Raw genomic sequence first — 15338 nt, forward strand, 5'->3', positions numbered from 1 at the left:
ACCTCCCACCCAGGCCCCTCACGAGAGCCCTCCATGAGCAGTCACAGCATCGATGCCGACATCAAGGTCAAATGGGCCGAAGGCCAGAGCGCCTATAGCCCCAGCACCCCAGAAGAGCTATTGCTGATCGCCATCGATCTACTGGTACGCGACCGCGGTAGCGAGGCGGCGCGCAGCTTCATCGATCAGGTGTTCGAGCGCTATGCCCACCACGCAGCTATTGCAGTCGCGCCAAGCGGGCGCTGAGCAGGTCGAAGAACCCCTGCGCATCGCCCTCTTCTATCCAGTGCACGTTGCTCGGCTGCTTGAGTACGCCGTACCAGTCAGCGATGGTCTGACCGAACGTCGGACCCTCACGGCTGTCGATGGCCAGATGCACGTCGCGCCCTTTGAACAGCTCGGGCTTGAGCAGGTAGGCGATCACGCTCGCGTCGTGTACCGGGCCGCCAGGCATACCGTATAACTGCATGTCGTACTGGATGTAGGCATTGAGAATGTCGACCACACGCTTGCTGGCCTGATTATTCACCGCAGCCAACTGCTTGAGGCGCGCCTCGCTGGTGAGCAACTTATGGGTGACGTCCAGTGGCAGGTAGGTGAGCTTAACCCCGCTGGCCAGCACCACTTCGGCCGCGTGTGGGTCGGCGTAGAGGTTGAACTCGGCGGCGGGGGTGATGTTACCGCCATTGAAGTGCGCCCCACCCATCACCACCACCTCCTTGAGGCCTTGGGCGATTTCGGGCTTCTGGATCAAGGCCAAGGCCAGGTTGGTCTGCGGACCAAGCATGGCCAGGGTGATGCTGTGGGGCTCGGCAGCGCCAAGCGTATCCACCAGGTACTGTACGGCATTGCCTTGGGCCAAGGGCGCCTTGGGCTCGTGCACCGGCACGCCGGTCAGGCCTTCTTCACCGTGCACGTTGGCCGCATAGATGGGGGCGCGCACCAGGGGGCGCCCTGCCCCGGCATACACCGGAATATCTTCGCGCCCGCCCCATTCACGGGCCAGACGGGCATTGCGCGAGGTCTTGTCCAGGCGCACATTCCCCGCCACCGTGGTGATCGCACGGATCTTCAGCTCATCCGGCGAAGCCATGGCCAGCAACAGCGCAACCACATCGTCGGCCCCAGGATCAGTGTCGATGATAAGCTCGCGCGGGGCAGCCATCAGGCTGGTGGCAGTCAGTGCCGACATCAGTACAGCTCCTTGCAGTAGGCGTTTGAACATTCAGCTCTCCTTTGCCTATTCCGTTGACCTATCCCTCGTGCCACAAGGGGGAGGCATCTGCGAACAGATGGCCTGCATGGCCTACCTAGAAGGTAACCCCCGCAACCAGGGCGATATTACTGTAAGGCTGACACTCCCCCGTGCGCACCACAGCCCGCGCCTGGCGGCTCAGCACCTTGAACGCCTCATGACCGAGCAGCTCGCGCTTACCCAGCTCGCCCAGTCTGTGCATGCGCTCCACCTCAGCCAGCCCCGGGGGAGCTGCCTGGAACATCTCTTCACCCAGCACATGTCGCTCGACCTGCATTTCGCTCAGCACCACCCGCAGCACGCTGGCAAAGTCCGGGATGCCGGGCGTCAGCGCCAGGTCGATCAGTTCCACCCCCGGCGGCACCGGCAGTCCGGCGTCACCGATCACTAAGATATCGCCATGCCCAAGTCCGGCAATGGTTCGCGACAGGGCTACGTTCAACAAGGCCGTTTTTTTCATGGAGTCATTTCCGCCAGGTAAGGAATCGACGGCTGAGCACCGCTGCGGGTGACGGAAATCGCCGCCGCTCGCTGCCCGAAAACGATTGCGTCGGTAATCGAGAAACCATTGGCCAGGTGCGCCGCGAAACCACCGACGAATGTGTCGCCGGCCGCAGTGGTATCGAGCGGCTGCACGGCCGCGGCCTTGAAGTGTCGCGCGCCTTGCCCATCGACATGCAGTGCGCCCTGGGCGCCCAGAGTGACGATAACCTGCCCCGCGCCGAGTGCACGCAAACGCTCGGCGGCAGCCTGGGCGCTGGCCAGGTCGGTCACGGGCAGCCCGGTCAAGGCCTCGGCTTCACTTTCGTTGGGGATCAGGTAGTCGATCTGCGTGTACCACTCAGGCGGCAGCGGCCCGGTGGCCGGCGCCGGATTGAGAATGACGGTCTTGCCCAGTGCGTGACCACGGGCCAGGGTCCAGGCCACGGTTTCGGCGGGAACCTCCAACTGGCAGACGATCACCTCGGCACCCTGCAGCAGCGCATCGAAACGCTGCACCGACTCAGGCGTCAGCAGGCCGTTGCCGCCCGGAACGATGACGATGGCGTTCTGGCTTGCTGCATCAACCACAATCAGCGCCACACCGCTGGAGACACCGGCGCATACACCCACGCCCTGGCAATCGACACCCTCCACTTGCAGCGCATCGCGCAATTGCTGGCCGTAGGCGTCATCGCCCACGTTGCCGAGCATCGCCACACGGGCGCCCAATCGCGCCACAGCCACCGCCTGATTGGCGCCCTTGCCGCCTGGCGCGGTGAAGAATTGCTCACCAGCCAGGGTTTCGCCACCGCGCGGCAGACGCTGGGCACGCGCCACCAGGTCCATGTTGAGGCTGCCGACCACTACCACCTTGGCATCCATTGGGGTACTTCCTTAACGGTAATCGTTGAACAGATCCGGGCGCGGCCCGGTGGATTCGCGCAGCACCAAGCGCGGCGCGACGATACGTTGCTCGGTCTCGCCGCGGCGTGGCGCAGTGATGCGCGACAGCAACAGAGCCGCGGCGCTCTCGCCAAGCTCCCGAATCGACTGACCGACCGTGGTCAGCGCCGGGTACACGTAGCGACTGAGTTCGATGTCGTCGAAACCGATCACCGACAACTCACCGGGCACGTCAATGTTGCGCTCGGCAGCCGCGCGCAACACACCGAAGCCGATCATGTCGTTGCCGGCAAAGATCGCAGTGGGCCGCTGGCCATCGAGCAGGCGCGCGGCTGCCGCATGCCCGCCCAGGCTGGTGAAATCGCTGTGCAACACACCGTCTGCGGCGATGCTCACCCCCGCCTCGGCCATGGCTCGACGGAAACCGGCAAGACGCAACTGGCTGACGCCAGTGTCCTGCGGGCCGGCAATCGTGGCGATGTCGCGGTGGCCCAACTCCAGCAAGTGGCGGGTGGCAAGGTAGGCGCCTTGCTCGTGGTCGATACGTACCAGATCCGCCTCGACACCTTCCAGCGCGCGGTCGACGATCACCATCGGCGTGCGCACGCAGCGCAGGCTGTCGAGCAAGTCGCGGTCCTCGCCCACCGATGCCACCACCAGGCCGTCGATACGTTTTTCCAGAAGCACCCGCAAGTAACTGCGCTGCTTCTGCGGGTCGTCATCGGAGTTGCATAAAATCACACAGTAGCCATTACGCTCGCAGGCATCCTCGATACCCCGTGCCAGCTCGGCAAAGTACGGGTTGACGCTATTGGGCACCAGCAGGCCGATGGTGGCAGTGCTGCGGGCCTTGAGCGAACGCGCCACGGCGCTGGGCACGTAGTCCAGCTCAGCGATGGCCGCCTCGACTTTCAGGCGCACGTGCTCGCTGACCGGACGGGTCTTGTTCAGTACATGCGACACGGTGGTGTAGGAAATACCCGCCAGCGCCGCGACGTCTTTGATGGTTGCCATGGTTTCAGTTCCGCCGGTTCGCGCGCCGGCTGCGGTAAGTGTCGAGCACCACGGCGATGACGATCACCGCGCCAGTGATGATGCGCTTGGTAGGTTCGGAGGCGCCGATTTGCGCCAGCCCTGCGGCCAGCACCGAAATGATCAGCACACCGAAGAACGTGCTGATGACCGAACCTCGCCCACCCATCAGACTGGTGCCGCCGATCACCACGGCAGCGATCACCTGCAACTCCAGGCCAGCACCGGCATTCGGGTCGGCCGCCTCAAGCCGGGAAATCTGGAACAACGCGGCAAGGCCCGCGAGCACGCCCATCAGGGCGAACACCAGGATCTTGTAGGGGCGCGGATCGATACCGGCCAGGCGCACTGCCTCTTCGTTGGTGCCAATGCCGATCAGGTAACGGCCGAATACCGTACGGGTCAGCACCAGCTGGGCTACCACGATCACCAGCAGGGCGATGATGAACGCTGGCGAGATGCCGAACGCAATCGGGTTGGAGAACCAGGCGAAGGCATCGCCGATGTAGGCGGTGCGCGAGTCGGTGAACTGGTAGGCCAGGCCACGGGCCATTTCCAGCACGCCGAGCGAAACGATGAACGAAGGAATGCGCCAGGCCACGGTAATGCTGCCGGTGACCGTGCCCGCCAACGCCGCCACGGCCATGCCCAGCAGCGCTGCCGGCAGCACGCTCCAGCCCCAGCCGAGGATCGCCACGCTGACCGTGGAGGCGGCCAGCGCCAGCACAGAGCCCACCGACAGGTCGATGCCGCCGATGATCAGCACGAACGTCATGCCCACCGCCAGCACCATCAGGTCGGGGATCTGGTTGGCCAAGGTGCTGAAGGTGGCGTAGGAGAGGAAATGGCTGCTCAGCAACGAGAACAGCACGATCATCGCCAGCAAGGCGCCAGCCAGGCCCAGGTAAGTACCCAGGCCCAGGTAACTGCCGGTACGGCGAACGGGCTTGGCGCCCGAGGTATCGAGAGGGGTGGTTTTCATGCGTCCATCCTGGGAGCTGCATCGTGCAGCAAGGCATCACGTTTCTGATAACCGGCGAAAGCGGCTGCGAGGAGTTGGTCCTGGCTCCAGCGGTCACGGTCGAAGGTGTCGATCAGGCGTCCGGCCGAGAGCACGGCGATGCGGTCGCAAATCAACATCAACTCGCGCAGGTCGCTGGACACCACCACCAAGGCCTTGCCCTGGCGAGCAAGCTCGGCGAGCAAGCCGTAGATGTCGAATTTAGCGCCGACATCGATACCACGGGTAGGTTCGTCGAACAGCAGCACCTGGCAGTCGCGCTCCAGCCAGCGGCCGATCACCACCTTCTGCTGGTTGCCACCGGAAAGCTCACCCACCGCCTGCTCAGGGCCCGCGCTGCGGATGCGCATGGCGCTGATCTGGCGTTCAGCCAGGCTACGTTCGGCGCCGCTGTCCAGCACCCCCGCGTGGGACACGGCAGCGAGGTTGCCCAGGGCGATATTGGCACTGATCGACTGCGTCAGCAGCAAGCCTTCACCTTTACGGTCTTCGGTGATCAGTGCGATGCCGGCCTTGACCGCAGCCTTCGGCGAGTCGACGACCACCGGGCGCGGCGGCTGCCCCAGGGAAACCGTGCCGCTGTCGGCGCGGTCGGCGCCGTAGATCAGGCGCAGCAGCTCAGTGCGCCCGGCACCGATCAGCCCGGAAATACCGAAGATCTCCCCTGCCCTGACCTCGAACGACACGTCGCGCACCTTGTCGCCACGGCTCAGGTGCTCGACCTTGAGCAGCGGCGCCCCGAGATTGCGCTGGCCCAAATCGATGTGCTCGCCGAGCGCACGCCCAACCATCAGGTTGACCAACTGATCGCTGCTGTAGCGCTGGATAGACTCGACGCACACCAGCTTGCCGTCGCGCAGCACGGCGATGCGCTGGGCCACCCGCTGCAACTCTTCGAGCCGGTGGGAAATGTACACGATGGCCACGCCACGCTGGCGCAGGCGCTCGATCTGGGCGAACAGCAGTTCGACCTCGCGCGCGGTGAGCATGGCCGTGGGTTCGTCGAAGATCAGCACGCGGCAGTCGCCGATCAGGTTGCGGGCGATCTCGACCATCTGCTGATGACCAATACCCAATTCGCCCACTGGAGTATCTGGATCGATGGTATCCAGGCCCACCTGGGCCATCGCCGCAATCGCAAGCTGGCGCAAGCGTTTCTGATTGATCCAACCCAGGCGCCCAGGCAGGTTGTCGAGGAACAGGTTCTCGGCCACGGTCAGGGTGGGCAGCAGGTTGAGTTCCTGCATGACCATGCGCACCCCCAGGCCTTCTGCCTCGGTGCGACTGGCCGGTCGATAAGGCTGACCGCGGTAGAGCATATGCCCGCTAGTCGGGATTTCCAGACCACTGATGAGCTTGGACAAAGTGGACTTGCCAGCCCCGTTCTCACCGGTCAGGGCCAATACTTCGCCGCCGCGCAGCTCAAGCGTGACATCACCGAGCACGGGCTGGGCGTAGGTCTTGCCCAGACCGGTGACGGCCAGCACGGTTTGATCGGCTGACACAGACATGGCCACCTCTCTCCTAAAACGAAACACTGCTTGTGGGTTGAACGGACATTCGCAAGCGCGGGCGGCGCAGGTTCAGGCCGCCCCACCTACTACCCGCTTGCGCTGTTACTGCTTGATCAACTCGACCGGCGTCTGGATGACGTTGTCAGCATCCACATCCGGCTTCTCGCCCTTGATCATTTTGAGGGCGGCCTGGATACCGAACACGGCCTGTTGGCTGGCGGCCTGGTCGAGGGTGGCAAGTACGCGGCCATCCTTGAGCATCGGTTTGATGGCGTTGATGTTGTCGTAGCCGACTACTTGCACCTGGCCAGTCTTACCAGCGGCGCGCACGGCCGACACCGCACCCAAGGCCATGCTGTCGTTGCCGGCCAGCAGCGCCTTGAGGTCTGGGTATTCGTTGAGCATCGAAGCGGCGACGGCGTTGCCCTTGTCGATCTCCCAGTTGCCCGACTGCACCGAGACGATCTTCATCTGCGCCGCCTCCATGGCATCCTTGAAGCCGGCAGTACGCTGCTGGGCGTTGGTGGTGGTCGGCACGCCTTCGATGATACCCACCTGATCCCCCGGCTTGAGCTTCTGCTGGGCCAGGTAATCACCCACCAGTCGCGCGCCCTTGCGGTTGTCCGGCCCTACGAACGGCACACTGATGCCTTTGCTCTTGAGCACGTCGGGGTCGAGGCGGTTGTCGATGTTGACCACGGTGATACCGGCGTCCATGGCCTTCTTGACCACCGGGACCAGGGCCTTGGAGTCAGCAGGGGCAATCACCAGGGCCTTGGCACCGGTGGCGATCATTTGCTCGACGATACGGATCTGGTTACCGGTATCGGTCTCGTCCTTGATGCCGTTGGCCACCAGATCGAAGTCGTTGGGGTGTTCTTTCTGATAAGCCTTGGCGCCATCTTCCATGGTGCGGAAGAACTCGTTGGCGAGGGATTTCATGACCAGGGCGACCTTGGGCTTGTCTTCGGCATGCGCAACAGACAATGGCAGGGCGAGCATGAGCGAGGAAAGAACGGCAATGGCCAGCGGACGACCGGGGAAAGGCAGCTTCATGGAATTGACTCCGAATCTTGTGGTTTTTATCGGATGCAAACGTTTGCGGTGACTCACTATGGAAACAGCTCTCGCATTTGTCAAATCCGCATTGCAGCCTTTTCGACACAGGTGTTCGGATTATCCGCAATTTATCCGAAAAACCGAACTGCTTTCCTAATCGCGTTCGGCAAGCCGAACCACGAAAGCGCCCACTACGCCCCGGCCCGCACAACGTTCTTATAAATATCAATAACTTGCACATTTCAGCTGACGAACGGTGGGACTGGTACGAAACCTGCCTCGATACCACTGCGACACAGCAAACATCTCATCTGGAAGAGAGAAGAAGAAATGATCGAAACCACCCTGAAGACCTTCGCCCCGGCCGCCCTGGCCCTGCTGCTGGCCCTGCCCAACGTGGCCAGCGCGAAGGACACCGAGCAACGACAGAAGCTTGCCAACGTGGTCATCCTCGCGACCGGCGGCACCATCGCCGGCGCGGGCGCCAGCGCCGCCAACAGCGCTACCTACCAGGCCGCCAAACTTGGCGTCGACAAACTGATCGCCGGGGTGCCGGAGCTGGCCGACCTTGCCAACGTGCGCGGCGAACAAGTGATGCAGATCGCCTCGGAAAGCTTCAGCAACGACGACTTGCTAAAACTGGCCAAGCGCGTCGCGGAACTGGCCGAAAGCAAGGATGTGGACGGCATCGTCATCACCCACGGCACAGACACCCTGGAAGAGACCGCCTATTTCCTCAACCTGGTTGAGAAAACCGACAAGCCAATCGTGGTGGTCGGCTCGATGCGCCCAGGCACCGCGATGTCCGCCGACGGCATGCTCAACCTGTACAACGCCGTGGCCGTGGCCAGCGACAAGCAATCGCGCGGCAAGGGCGTACTGGTGACGATGAACGACGAGATTCAGTCCGGCCGAGATGTCAGCAAAGCGGTCAACATCAAGACTGAAGCCTTCAAGAGCGCCTGGGGCCCGATGGGCATGGTCGTCGAGGGCAAGTCCTACTGGTTCCGCCTGCCAGCCAAGCGCCACACCACCAACTCGGAGTTCGATATCAAGCAGATCAGCAGCCTGCCGCAGGTCGATATCGCCTACGGCTACGGCAACGTCACCGACACCGCTTACAAAGCGCTCGCCCAAGGCGGTGCCAAAGCCATCATCCACGCCGGTACCGGCAACGGCTCGGTGTCCTCGCGGGTAGTACCGGCCCTACAGGAACTGCGCAAGGACGGCGTGCAAATCATCCGTTCCTCCCACGTCAACCAAGGCGGCTTCGTACTGCGTAACGCCGAACAGCCAGACGACAAGAACGACTGGGTCGTAGCCCATGACCTGAACCCACAGAAAGCGCGGATCCTTGCCATGGTGGCAATGACCAAGACCCAAGACGCCAAAGAGCTGCAGCGGATCTTCTGGGAATACTGATAACAGGACGCTTCGCGGGGCAAGTGCGCCTCTTCGATACCTGTAACCAGGCTCATCGGGAGGCGGGCTTGCCCCGCGATTTCATATTGCGAATTTGCCTACAGTGAAATACTGTATGCACATACAGCAAAAAAGGAGCATCCTGTGGCCAGCACTTGCGCCGAAACACCGGGCAGCTATGAACAGATGGGTCAGCGCATCCAGAAAATCATCAACAGCCCCACCGCTCAACGCAGCCGTGCCGCGCTGATTTTCCGTCTTGAGCACGAATCGCCCGATGACTGGGCCACGCTGCTCGAGGAAATCGCCGAGAACGACAACGTCACCCTCGCCCATCGCGACGATGGCGGCATCCAGATCTTCTGGACAGTGCCGAAGGACGACTGAACTCAGGCCAGGGTGCGCAGGTAGGCGCTGGCTTGCTGGTAGCGCGACAGCCTGGCAAGGTCCGCTGGGCCTGGATGGACGATGCGACCGAGGTCACTGTTGTCGGCCAAGTCAGCCAGCTTCACTTCGCGTGCCAACGGGTCGCCTCCCAGGCGGATCACGAAAGCCTCGTAGCTTTCGCCCTCACGCCGACTCAGCGCCAGCACGGCGGCAAGAATTTTCAGCGGGAAGCCTTCGCGCGCAAGGTCGGAAAGCGTCAGCGGGGTATCTTCCAGCACGTCATGCAGCACAGCGACAATACGCTGCTCCGGCGTACAGACCCGCGCCATCACCCGCAATGGGTGCAGAATATAAGCCGCCCCGCCCTTGTCGACCTGCCCTTCATGTGCCCTGGTAGCCACCGCGATGGCGCGTTCCAGCGTAGCCATGAGGCCTCCCTGATTTCACATCTACCATGCTCAGCATAGTCGCTGAACGTTGCAGCTGTGACAGTGACCGCAGACGCTCTGTTCCGCACCTGCGGCGACAAAGCGCAGCGTATTCAATCGCCCACCGCACCGGCTCAGCGCGTTACGCCATGCTGGATGACGATGGAGTCAGTGCCCAGCTTGGCCATCACCTCAGCCTTGCGGGCATCAGCCTCGGCCTTGCTCGGGAAAGGCCCCATCAGCACCACCGGCTTACCTTCACGGTATTCGACCCAGGAGGGAATACCCTTTTCGATCAGGCGTGCAGTCATGTCGGTGAGCGCCCCCATGTTCGGGCCCTGGATCACTTCGACATCCCAGCCCTGGGGGGCCGGCTGATCGGCCAACGCATCGGCGCGGCGCTGCAGGTCGGCCCCCCCGCAAACCTCGCGGATGCGTAGGTTGTTGCCGGTTTCGTCGATGAGAATTTCGTACTGGCCATCGTGCTTGATCGCCACATAACTGCGGTAGGGCTCGTATTGCCCAGCATCGTCTTTGCCACGCACCTGGCCGCAAATCGAGCCATTGGTGTCGAAGCGCACGTTGGCGAACTTGGCCGTCTTGGGGTTGTTCAGGTGTTCGGCTACCTGCTTGTGCACCCCTTCGACCTCGTTGTTACAGCCCGCCAAGGCCAACACCGCCATTACCACCGCCAGTTTGCGCACGCCTGTACCTCCAGATTCGAAGGCTCGGATTCTAGCATGGGCAAGCGGGGGATTCTGAGGGGGTGCGGCAACGCTGCAACGGTATGTGTAACCAGCGATGAATCGGTACGGTAAAGCGCAATGCAAAAAGGACGACCCTTGCGGATCGCCCCTTCTGATGTTTGGTAGGCACAATTGGACTCGAACCAACGACCCCCACCATGTCAAGGTGGTGCTCTAACCAACTGAGCTATGTGCCTGTCGTGTGGGGCGCATATTAGTGCTGCTTTCATACGCTGTAAAGGTTTTTTTTCAAAAAAATCAAAACCTTTGGGAAAACATCGCAGCGTTGCCGCACCGCTGTCGCGGGGCTCCGTGGCAGAAGCCCCTTGCGCGTTTGCTTAGCCCTGCGCCGCCCTGCCCCGCGCCGCGTGCAGCTTCTTGTAGCTTTCCACCAGGCGCAGGTGGCGATCGAGGCCCTCTAGCTGCATGCTAGTCGGGGTCAACCCATAGAACCGCACGCTGCCCTCCACCGATCCGAGCACCGCATCCATCCGCTCGTTGCCAAACATCCGTCGGAAGTTGGTCTCGTAATCGGCCATCTCCAACTCGTCATCCAGCACCACTTCGAGCACCGCGTTCAGCGCCTGGTAGAACAGCCCTCGCTCGAGCGTGTTGTCATTGAACTGCAGGAACATCTCCACCAGCTCCTTGGCATCGTCGAAACGCTGCAACACCAGATGAATCAGCAGCTTGAGCTCAAGGATAGTCAACTGCCCCCATACGGTGTTGTCGTCGAACTCAACGCCGATCAGCGTGGTGATGGTCGTGTAGTCATCCACCTCGGCGTTGTCCAGGCGCTTGAGCAGCAGCTTGAGCGAACGGTTGTCGAGCTTATGCAGGTTGAGGATGTCGGAACGGAAACCCAAGGCGCGGTTGGTGTTATCCCAGATCAGGTCTTCCACCGGGTAGATCTCCGAATAACCCGGCACCAGGATACGGCAGGCGGTCGCGCCAAGGTCATCGTACACGGCCATGTACACCTCCTTGCCCATCCCTTCGAGGATGCCGAACAGTGTCTGCGCCTCCTGCACGTTGGAGTCCTGGCCTTGGCCCGAAAAGTCCCACTCGACGAACTCGAAGTCAGCCTTGGCGCTGAAGAAACGCCACGACACCACGCCACTGGAATCGATGAAGTGCTCGACGAAGTTATTCGGCTCGGTCAGGGCATGGCTTTCGAAGGTCGGCTGCGGCAGATCGTTCAGACCCTCGAAGCTGCGCCCCTGGAGCAACTCGGTGAGACTGCGCTCCAACGCCACTTCGAAGCTTGGATGGGCGCCGAACGAGGCGAACACACCACCGGTGCGCGGGTTCATGAGAGTGACGCACATCACCGGGAACTCCCCGCCCAGGGAGGCGTCCTTGACCAGCACCGGGAAGCCCTGCTCCTCCAGCCCCTGAATGCCGGCGACGATACCAGGGTACTTGGCAAGGACCTCTTGCGGCACATCCGGCAGGCACAACTCGCCTTCGAGGATCTCGCGCTTGACCGCCCGCTCGAAGATCTCCGACAGGCACTGTACCTGCGCCTCAGCCAGGGTGTTACCGGCGCTCATGCCGTTGCTCAGGTACAGGTTCTCGATCAGGTTGGACGGGAAGTACACCGTCTGGCCATCGGACTGGCGCACGAAGGGCAGCGAGCAGATGCCGCGTTCTTTATTGCCCGAGTTGGTGTCGTACAGGTGCGAGCCACGCAGCTCACCGTCAGGATTGAAGATCGCCAGGCAGTGTTCATCGAGGATCTCCACCGGCAGCGCATCGCGCGGCCCAGGCTTGAACCACTGCTCGTTGGGGTAATGCACGAACGCCGCGTTGGCGATGTCCTCGCCCCAGAACTGGTCGTTGTAGAAGAAGTTGCAGTTCAGCCGCTCGATGAACTCGCCCAGCGCCGAGGCCAGCGCCGCCTCCTTGGTGGCGCCCTTGCCGTTGGTGAAGCACATCGGCGACTGCGCGTCACGCAGATGCAGCGACCACACGTTAGGCACGATGTTGCGCCACGAAGCGATCTCGATCTTCATCCCCAGATTGGCCAGCAACGCCGACAGGTTGGCGATGGTCTGCTCCAGCGGCAGGTCCTTGCCAGGAATGTAGGTGCTGCTGTCGGACACCGGCATCAGCAGCGCCTGGGCATCGGCGTCGAGGTTGTCGACCTGCTCGATGACGAACTCAGGACCGGTCTGCACCACCTTCTTTACCGTACAACGGTCGATGGAACGCAGGATGCCCTGGCGGTCCTTCTCGGAAATGTCCTCGGGCAGCTCGACCTGGATCTTGAAGATCTGCTTGTAGCGGTTCTCCGGGTCGACGATGTTGTTCTGCGACAGGCGAATGTTCTCGGTCGGGATGTCGCGGGTCTGGCAGTACAGCTTGACGAAGTACGCCGCACACAGCGCCGAGGACGCCAGGAAATAGTCGAACGGCCCCGGCGCCGAGCCGTCGCCCTTATAGCGAATCGGCTGATCGGCGATCACCGTGAAGTCGTCGAACTTGGCTTCCAGACGGAGGTTGTCGAGAAAATTGACCTTGATTTCCATGGGCGGGCATACCAGAAAGCGGGCGAAAAATGGCGGGTATTATCCGGGATTTTTGGCGCAAAGTGTTGATGGGCGTGCAGCCTGCTCAGCGCCCCTGACAGGCGGAGTACGCGACACGCCTCAGCCCCCTACTTCGCCTCGCGCACCACCTGCGCCAACCGCCGCAGCCCTTCCTCCAGCAACGCCGGCGGCACATGGCTGAAATTCAGGCGCAAGTACCCCAGGTGTTGATCCGGCTCGGGAAAGAACGCCTCGCCCGGCATGAACGCGACGTCCACCGCCAACGCCGCTGGCAGCAGGGTGCGGGTATCGAGCGGCCGCTTTAAGGTCAGCCAGAAGAACAGCCCACCCTCAGGGACCTGCCAGTCGGCCAAATCGGCGAAATGCGTTTGCAGTGCCGCCTGGAACGCATCGCGGCGGCTGCGGTAGTAATCACGCAGGCCGGCCAGGTGCTGCTGGTGCTTCTCGCTGCCCAGCCATTGCAGCAACTGCCACTGGCCGATGCGGTTGGTGTGCAGGTCGGCCGCCTGCTTGAGCCGCAACAGGTACGGGAACAGGTCGGGACTGGCGATCAGGTAGCCCACCCGCAAGCCCGGCAGCAGGGTTTTCGAGGCCGTGCCGGTGTAGATCCAGCTGGCCTTGCGCAGGCGCCCGGTGATTGGCGTGGCGTCGGCGCCGTCGAAGCTCAGCTCGCGGTAGGGCTCGTCCTCGATCAAGGTCACGCCGAACTCGTCCAGCAGCGCCGCCACGGCATCGCGCTTGGCTTGGCTGTAGCGCAGGCCAGACGGGTTCTGGAAGGTCGGGATCAGGTAGACGAATGCCGGGCGCTGTTGTTCGAGGCGTTGGCGCATGGCCGCCAGATCCGGGCCGTCGGCCTGCATCGGCAAGGCAAGGCAGTCGGCGCCGAACAGTTGAAAGTTCTGCAAAGCCGCCAGGTAGGTCGGCGCCTCCAGCAAGACTGGCGTGCCAGTGTCCAGGTACAGCTTGGCCGCTAGGTCCAGGGCCTGTTGCGAGCCGCTGAGCACCAACACCTGGCTGGCCTGGCAGTCGATCCCCAACGCCCGCGCTTCGGCCGCCAGGGCTTCGCGCAGGGCCGGCTCGCCCTCGCTCATGCCGTATTGGCCTATGCCCACCGGCATCTGCTCCCAAGTCACCTTCGGCAGCATCGACTCGGCCGGCAGGCCGCCAGCGAAAGACATCACCCCTGGGCGCTGCGCCGCAGCAAGGATTTCACGGATCAGGGAACTCTTCAGGCGCGTGACACGTTCGGAGAAAGCCATGGGGATCACCAGTAGCGAAGCGTGGAAGAAATACGTCAAACTGATTGACCGAACTTACGATGTCGCCCACGGATAAGTCAATATGATTGACCTTAAAAACCCCGCCTGCCAACAGCAAGCCATGGAAGCGTTCTTCTTCGGTTACCAGGCCTTCACCGCCAAGCCCGATGAAATGCTCGAACGCCGCGGCCTGAGCCGGGTGCACCAGCGCATCCTGTTTTTCATCGCGCGTTATCCGGGCCTGAGCGTGAAAGCGCTGCTGGCGCAGCTGGGCGTGAGCAAGCAGGCGCTGAACATCCCGTTGCGTCAGCTGATGGAGATGCGCCTGGTAGACAGCCAGGCGTCAGCGCAAGACAAGCGCATGCGCTTGTTGCAACTGAGCGAGGAAGGCGAGCGCCTGGAACAGGCACTGCGTCGCGAGCAGGTGAAATTGCTCGAGCGGGTGTTCGCCGAGGCCGGCGAAGCGGCGGTGGGAGGCTGGCTGGCGGTCAATCAGGCGCTGGGAAACAGCGCCCTGTAGGAGATCACCCAGCCCTTTGGGCTGCGCTGTCGCGCAGAGAATTGAAATTACAAGCGCGCCACGTACCCTGTGGGAGCGGGTTTACCCGCGAAGCAGGCGACTCGGTGTATGGCACCGGCTTCGCCGGTGTTCGCGGGTAAACCCGCTCCCACAGGTCTCTGCTAAATCAACAAGTTATGTGTAGTTCTATAGGAGCGGCGGGTTTGCGCAGCGGCGCACGATCAAGCCTCGGTATTGACCACGCTACCAGCGCTGCTGCCACCGCTCTCGGTCAGCGCCGTGAGCAGTTGCGCAGTGGCGGCCTGGATCTGCCCATTGAGCGTGGCGATGCTCGCCTGCTTGGCGGTGACCAGGGCCAACTTGGCGCTGTCGTCGGTCTTCTGCGCCATCAACTGGGCCAACTGCCGTTGTTCATCGGCCAGTTGCTTTTGCAGCTGCTTGATCATCTGGCGCAGCTGTTTGATGTGCGGCGCTTCGGTGTCGCTGTCGCTACTGCTAGCGCGGTCAGCCTTGCCCGCCCCCGCAACAGACGACTCAGTGGCCAGCTTGGTTCCGTCCACCTGCAACGACGTCTGCGTGCCAGGTGTCTCCTGCGCTGGGGTGCTGGCCGGCTGGTTCGCAGCCGGGTTGCTGATGCTGATGCCGGTGATGCCCACCATGTCCCTGATCCTCTGAAAAAGGTCCCTTACGTGACCGTTGCATCGGCCGCGACGGGCATTTCTTGAGTCCGCCCTGACGATAAATTTGCCCGCCCGTC

The 15338-nt window shown here is 62.5% G+C and carries 16 protein-coding genes and 1 tRNA gene; 4 read left to right on the plus strand and 13 right to left on the minus strand.

All coding sequences use genetic code 11. The features are described 5' to 3' along the window. Positions 1-33: 33 nt before the first annotated feature. A complete protein-coding gene (locus ACNFIC_RS21380; protein WP_138221007.1) occupies positions 34-246 on the plus strand; it encodes a hypothetical protein in 213 nt (70 codons plus the stop codon). On the opposite strand, the gene ACNFIC_RS21385 is transcribed toward ACNFIC_RS21380, so the two are convergent. From ACNFIC_RS21385 to ACNFIC_RS21415, 7 genes are all read right to left on the minus strand, one after another. Beyond that, the gene (locus ACNFIC_RS21385; RefSeq protein ID WP_416781906.1) at positions 218-1225 is read right to left on the minus strand and encodes a nucleoside hydrolase; all 1008 of its coding nucleotides are present in this window, start codon (positions 1223-1225) and stop codon (positions 218-220) included. The two genes, ACNFIC_RS21380 and ACNFIC_RS21385, sit on opposite strands and share 29 nt — an antisense overlap. An 85-nt stretch (positions 1226-1310) precedes the next feature. Next, entirely contained in the window at positions 1311-1715 is a 405-nt protein-coding gene (gene rbsD, locus ACNFIC_RS21390) for a D-ribose pyranase (RefSeq protein ID WP_138221005.1), read from the minus strand. Then, entirely contained in the window at positions 1712-2620 is a 909-nt protein-coding gene (gene rbsK / locus ACNFIC_RS21395; RefSeq protein WP_416781907.1) for a ribokinase, read from the minus strand. The genes rbsD and rbsK overlap by 4 nt, the downstream gene beginning before the upstream one ends. Before the next feature lie 12 nt (positions 2621-2632). Beyond that, entirely contained in the window at positions 2633-3655 is a 1023-nt protein-coding gene (locus ACNFIC_RS21400) for a LacI family DNA-binding transcriptional regulator (RefSeq protein ID WP_138221003.1), read from the minus strand. A 4-nt stretch (positions 3656-3659) separates the two neighbouring features. Continuing rightward, positions 3660-4655 (minus strand): ABC transporter permease, encoded by a 996-nt coding sequence (locus tag ACNFIC_RS21405; protein ID WP_138221002.1) that lies wholly within the window; start codon positions 4653-4655, stop codon positions 3660-3662. After that, a complete protein-coding gene (locus tag ACNFIC_RS21410; protein WP_416781908.1) occupies positions 4652-6205 on the minus strand; it encodes a sugar ABC transporter ATP-binding protein in 1554 nt (517 codons plus the stop codon). Before ACNFIC_RS21410 ends, ACNFIC_RS21405 begins: the two co-directional genes overlap by 4 nt. Before the next feature lie 105 nt (positions 6206-6310). Further along, the gene (locus tag ACNFIC_RS21415) at positions 6311-7264 is read right to left on the minus strand and encodes a sugar ABC transporter substrate-binding protein (RefSeq protein WP_138221000.1); all 954 of its coding nucleotides are present in this window, start codon (positions 7262-7264) and stop codon (positions 6311-6313) included. A gap of 333 nt (positions 7265-7597) precedes the next feature. Here ACNFIC_RS21415 and ACNFIC_RS21420 point away from each other — a divergent pair, with 333 nt between their 5' ends. Then, positions 7598-8689, plus strand: a complete 1092-nt coding sequence (locus ACNFIC_RS21420; protein WP_171030995.1) for an asparaginase — start codon at positions 7598-7600, stop codon at positions 8687-8689. 186 nt (positions 8690-8875) lie between these two features. Then, a complete protein-coding gene (locus ACNFIC_RS21425) occupies positions 8876-9076 on the plus strand; it encodes a DUF1654 domain-containing protein (RefSeq protein WP_416781924.1) in 201 nt (66 codons plus the stop codon). A 2-nt stretch (positions 9077-9078) separates the two neighbouring features. Here the strand turns inward: ACNFIC_RS21425 and ACNFIC_RS21430 are convergent, their stop codons facing one another. From ACNFIC_RS21430 to ACNFIC_RS21450, 5 genes are all read right to left on the minus strand, one after another. Next, positions 9079-9504: an HD domain-containing protein gene (locus tag ACNFIC_RS21430; protein ID WP_138220998.1), complete on the minus strand. Its 426-nt coding sequence runs from the start codon at positions 9502-9504 to the stop codon at positions 9079-9081. Positions 9505-9638: 134 nt separating this feature from the next. Next, the gene (locus ACNFIC_RS21435; protein ID WP_416781909.1) at positions 9639-10208 is read right to left on the minus strand and encodes an SPOR domain-containing protein; all 570 of its coding nucleotides are present in this window, start codon (positions 10206-10208) and stop codon (positions 9639-9641) included. 162 nt (positions 10209-10370) lie between these two features. After that, positions 10371-10447: transfer RNA gene (locus ACNFIC_RS21440), tRNA-Val, on the minus strand. 141 nt (positions 10448-10588) lie between these two features. Beyond that, entirely contained in the window at positions 10589-12781 is a 2193-nt protein-coding gene (locus tag ACNFIC_RS21445; protein ID WP_138220996.1) for an OsmC domain/YcaO domain-containing protein, read from the minus strand. Positions 12782-12909: 128 nt separating this feature from the next. After that, positions 12910-14061: a PLP-dependent aminotransferase family protein gene (locus ACNFIC_RS21450; RefSeq protein WP_416781911.1), complete on the minus strand. Its 1152-nt coding sequence runs from the start codon at positions 14059-14061 to the stop codon at positions 12910-12912. 82 nt (positions 14062-14143) lie between these two features. Here ACNFIC_RS21450 and ACNFIC_RS21455 point away from each other — a divergent pair, with 82 nt between their 5' ends. Then, the gene (locus ACNFIC_RS21455) at positions 14144-14581 is read left to right on the plus strand and encodes a MarR family transcriptional regulator (RefSeq protein ID WP_138220994.1); all 438 of its coding nucleotides are present in this window, start codon (positions 14144-14146) and stop codon (positions 14579-14581) included. 221 nt (positions 14582-14802) lie between these two features. Here ACNFIC_RS21455 and ACNFIC_RS21460 read toward each other — a convergent pair whose 3' ends face one another. Then, the gene (locus tag ACNFIC_RS21460) at positions 14803-15240 is read right to left on the minus strand and encodes a spore coat protein (protein WP_138220993.1); all 438 of its coding nucleotides are present in this window, start codon (positions 15238-15240) and stop codon (positions 14803-14805) included. Between the last annotated feature and the right edge of the window lie 98 nt (positions 15241-15338).

The organism is Pseudomonas sp. NY15463 (assembly GCF_048068415.1).
In the GTDB taxonomy this organism is placed as follows: Bacteria; Pseudomonadota; Gammaproteobacteria; order Pseudomonadales; family Pseudomonadaceae; genus Aquipseudomonas; species Aquipseudomonas mosselii_C.

Excerpts from the sequence above, each read along its gene's own strand:
- ACNFIC_RS21380 (WP_138221007.1), top strand. The coding sequence starts at position 34 with ATGAGCAGTCACAGCATCGATGCCGACATCAAGGTCAAATGGGCCGAA.
- ACNFIC_RS21385 (WP_416781906.1), bottom strand. The coding sequence starts at position 1,225 with ATGTTCAAACGCCTACTGCAAGGAGCTGTACTGATGTCGGCACTGACT.
- rbsD (WP_138221005.1), bottom strand. The coding sequence starts at position 1,715 with ATGAAAAAAACGGCCTTGTTGAACGTAGCCCTGTCGCGAACCATTGCC.
- rbsK (WP_416781907.1), bottom strand. The coding sequence starts at position 2,620 with ATGGATGCCAAGGTGGTAGTGGTCGGCAGCCTCAACATGGACCTGGTG.
- ACNFIC_RS21400 (WP_138221003.1), bottom strand. The coding sequence starts at position 3,655 with ATGGCAACCATCAAAGACGTCGCGGCGCTGGCGGGTATTTCCTACACC.
- ACNFIC_RS21405 (WP_138221002.1), bottom strand. The coding sequence starts at position 4,655 with ATGAAAACCACCCCTCTCGATACCTCGGGCGCCAAGCCCGTTCGCCGT.
- ACNFIC_RS21410 (WP_416781908.1), bottom strand. The coding sequence starts at position 6,205 with ATGTCTGTGTCAGCCGATCAAACCGTGCTGGCCGTCACCGGTCTGGGC.
- ACNFIC_RS21415 (WP_138221000.1), bottom strand. The coding sequence starts at position 7,264 with ATGAAGCTGCCTTTCCCCGGTCGTCCGCTGGCCATTGCCGTTCTTTCC.
- ACNFIC_RS21420 (WP_171030995.1), top strand. The coding sequence starts at position 7,598 with ATGATCGAAACCACCCTGAAGACCTTCGCCCCGGCCGCCCTGGCCCTG.
- ACNFIC_RS21425 (WP_416781924.1), top strand. The coding sequence starts at position 8,876 with ATGGGTCAGCGCATCCAGAAAATCATCAACAGCCCCACCGCTCAACGC.
- ACNFIC_RS21430 (WP_138220998.1), bottom strand. The coding sequence starts at position 9,504 with ATGGCTACGCTGGAACGCGCCATCGCGGTGGCTACCAGGGCACATGAA.
- ACNFIC_RS21445 (WP_138220996.1), bottom strand. The coding sequence starts at position 12,781 with ATGGAAATCAAGGTCAATTTTCTCGACAACCTCCGTCTGGAAGCCAAG.
- ACNFIC_RS21450 (WP_416781911.1), bottom strand. The coding sequence starts at position 14,061 with ATGGCTTTCTCCGAACGTGTCACGCGCCTGAAGAGTTCCCTGATCCGT.
- ACNFIC_RS21455 (WP_138220994.1), top strand. The coding sequence starts at position 14,144 with ATGATTGACCTTAAAAACCCCGCCTGCCAACAGCAAGCCATGGAAGCG.
- ACNFIC_RS21460 (WP_138220993.1), bottom strand. The coding sequence starts at position 15,240 with ATGGTGGGCATCACCGGCATCAGCATCAGCAACCCGGCTGCGAACCAG.